A 2,610-nucleotide genomic window follows, 5' to 3' on the forward strand; every position below is an offset into this window, starting at 1 on the left:
ATCGAGGTATCTTCCTCGAGCTGGTTATGGACATTGAGCCGGACGGTCGTGCCTTCCTGCAAACGCAACAGCGGACCGGGGATCGTGCCATTGACGGCGATCGCGCCGCCGCGCCTGTTGCCGGTCGCGAAGGCCGATCGGGCAACGGTGAGGTCGATATTGGGGCCGGATATCTCGTCCAGCCCCTTGCGGGCGTTACCTGCGAGGATGTCCGCGCCCCGTGCCCAGGCAGGCATCGCCCCGGCAAGGCCGAGCAGACCCATTCCTCCTGCTCCGGCTCCGAGAAACTTGCGTCGATTGACGGCGATCATAAAGGGCTCCTGACTTGGCGTTTACCGTTACTTACGCGCGCGCCCAGCCAACCCCTCAAAGTTTTTCGAAGCGCTCCTTCAGCCTGTTGCGCGCGCGATATACGCGGGTTTCGATCGCCTTTTCGGTCGTTCCGAGAAGATCGGCCGCCTCGGCCTGGCTACGCCCCTCGATGGTCACGAGCACAAGCGCTTCGCGCAGCCTTACAGGCATTCGCGCGATCTCGGCCTGAACGAGATTGAGCTCTTCCCTGGAAACGGCCAACGCTTCAGGACCCGGCAAATCGTCGGCGATGGAATGGAGTTCGGCATCGCCCGACAGTCCGAAAAAGCCCGCGACCTTGCGCCTGCGCAAACGGTCCCGGCAGCGGTTGAGGACGACGGTTGTCAGATAGGGTCCGATCGGCTTGTCCGGATCGAGCCGATGGCGCGTCAGCCACACCGAAGCGAGGCTGTCCTGAACAACGTCCTCGGCCTGAGAAGGAGAGGAAAGCATGCGTGTCGCAAGCGCGAGAAGCCGACCGGTTTCATGCTCGACGAGTTGGCTGAAAGCCCGCTTGTTTCCAGCCCTCGCCTGCGAAACAAGGGCCTCATCCGGATTGTCGCCCGCCCCCGACATGGCGCTTCAGTCGCGCGGGTCGCGGGTCAGGGCGTCGGAGACCTTGCGGTCGAACTGGCGTTGCTGCTCGGGTTCGAGAATTTCACGCATGTCGAAGACATGGCGCACTGTTGCCTTCTGCAGATCGCCCATGCGTGCATGCACCTCGTCGATCGCGGCCGAGACCTCGGGGCCGTATTCATGCTCGTTTTCCATCGCCTGGGCGAGCCGGGCATTGGCTGCGCGCGCCGATCCTTCGAGCCGTGCCCTTTCGACAGCGAAACGGGCCTCGAGCGCATCGAGACGCTGCTCCTGGTCGGCCGTCAGGGTGAGCTCGTCGTGCACGAAATCGTGGAGGCCGGAGCCGGCCTCGTGATTGGCCCAGCGATCCGCGGCAATCGCGCCGAGGCATCCTGCAAGTGCTGCGAGAAGCACCGCGAGAACGATATGCGTCGTCTTCAAACCCTATTGCTCCACATGGAGGAGCGCCGATGGGGACAGCTGTTCGCCGAGGATAAGACCCTCGCCAAATGACGCGGAAGACGTGCCATAGCCGCCGGGCCAACCGCTCGTTCCGGCGCCAGCTCCAAGCCCGACGACGAACAGACCGACGAAAAGGGCCGTCCGGCGGCGTCGGTCGGCGATTTCGCCAAGCTGTCCGGCGCGCTGCCAAACGCCATCCATGAAGTCGGCTGGGACCTCGTTGGCGGCGGTGGTGGAAAGCGTTCCGAGCACCGCATCAAGAGAGTGATTGTCACGCATCCGAAAAACTCCTGTGGGTTGCACGTGTCCTATACGCGCTCGCCTGCACAATCCCTTAAACTTCTTTTTTTGAGGGAATGTCCAGCGCCATACGTAACCGAGACGGGTCTGTCAGAATCGGGTCGAACCCGGGATGAATGGGAACCAGCTCGTGAACAATATCACCGCACCTGAAGATCACGGCGAATTTACGCCTCTTCTTGGCAAGAGCTTTCTGACGCCGCTTTACGACCGGGCGATCGGTCTGTTCACCCGCGAACATCTCTGGCGCCAAAGGATTGTCGAAGAGCTGCACCTTGTCCCCGGCGACCGGGTGATCGATGTTGGCAGCGGAACCGGCACTCTTCTCAAGGCCTTGATGACGGATTGTCCGGAAGCGGGTCTGATCGGTGTCGAACCCGACCCGGATGCGCTCGCGCTTGCGCGGCGCAAGTTTGGCGCGGGAGCCGATCTCGTGAAATGGCACAATGGCTTTCTCGAAAGCCTCAAGCTACCCGCAGGGTGGCAGCCGAACAAGATCGTCAGCAGCCTCGTCCTGCACCAGGTCCCCTTGCGCAAGAAGCAGACAATCCTGGAAACCATCGAAAGCTTGCTCGTGCCAGGCGGAACCGTGTTGATCTCCGATTATATGAAGCAGGATAGCCCACTCATGCGGAGCCTCTTCCGGGCGACCGTCCAGTCTCTTGACGGCATAAGCGACACGCAGCCCAGCGCCGACGGCGAAGTCGAAAAACTGTTCGCCGAAATCTTCACCGAGCCATGCCTGCTCCACCGGTTCCCGACGGCAACCGGGACGATCTCGCTATGGCGCGGATACAAGAAAGGAATTGCACAATGAATTTGAAAAAGCCTTCGCTGCTCCGGCGATCGATTAGCGGCGCGGCCTTGCTCGTGCTGGCAGCCTGTTCGAACGTGGCTCAGGCAGCGACCTATACGATGTTC

General features: G+C 61.6%; 5 protein-coding genes. 1 reads left to right on the forward strand and 4 read right to left on the reverse strand.

From position 1 onward, the window contains the following. The 4 genes from AAFM29_RS17015 to AAFM29_RS17030 all read right to left on the reverse strand — a co-directional run. Positions 1-311: multicopper oxidase domain-containing protein (locus AAFM29_RS17015; protein WP_341713924.1), on the reverse strand; the 311-nt coding region annotated here is incomplete at its 3' end. Between the two features lie 55 nt (positions 312-366). Then, on the reverse strand, positions 367-927 hold the full coding sequence (locus AAFM29_RS17020) for an RNA polymerase sigma factor (RefSeq protein WP_221563817.1): 561 nt from the start codon (positions 925-927) through the stop codon (positions 367-369). A 6-nt stretch (positions 928-933) separates the two neighbouring features. Further along, positions 934-1,368, reverse strand: a complete 435-nt coding sequence (locus AAFM29_RS17025) for a Spy/CpxP family protein refolding chaperone (RefSeq protein ID WP_008603940.1) — start codon at positions 1,366-1,368, stop codon at positions 934-936. Positions 1,369-1,371: 3 nt separating this feature from the next. Then, a complete protein-coding gene (locus AAFM29_RS17030) occupies positions 1,372-1,668 on the reverse strand; it encodes a hypothetical protein (RefSeq protein ID WP_066761572.1) in 297 nt (98 codons plus the stop codon). A 133-nt stretch (positions 1,669-1,801) separates the two neighbouring features. Between AAFM29_RS17030 and AAFM29_RS17035 the strand changes: the two genes are divergently transcribed. Further along, on the forward strand, positions 1,802-2,506 hold the full coding sequence (locus AAFM29_RS17035) for a class I SAM-dependent methyltransferase (RefSeq protein ID WP_341713925.1): 705 nt from the start codon (positions 1,802-1,804) through the stop codon (positions 2,504-2,506). Positions 2,507-2,610 lie beyond the last annotated feature (104 nt).

This window comes from Erythrobacter sp., from assembly GCF_038133525.1.
Taxonomy (GTDB): Bacteria; Pseudomonadota; Alphaproteobacteria; order Sphingomonadales; family Sphingomonadaceae; genus Qipengyuania.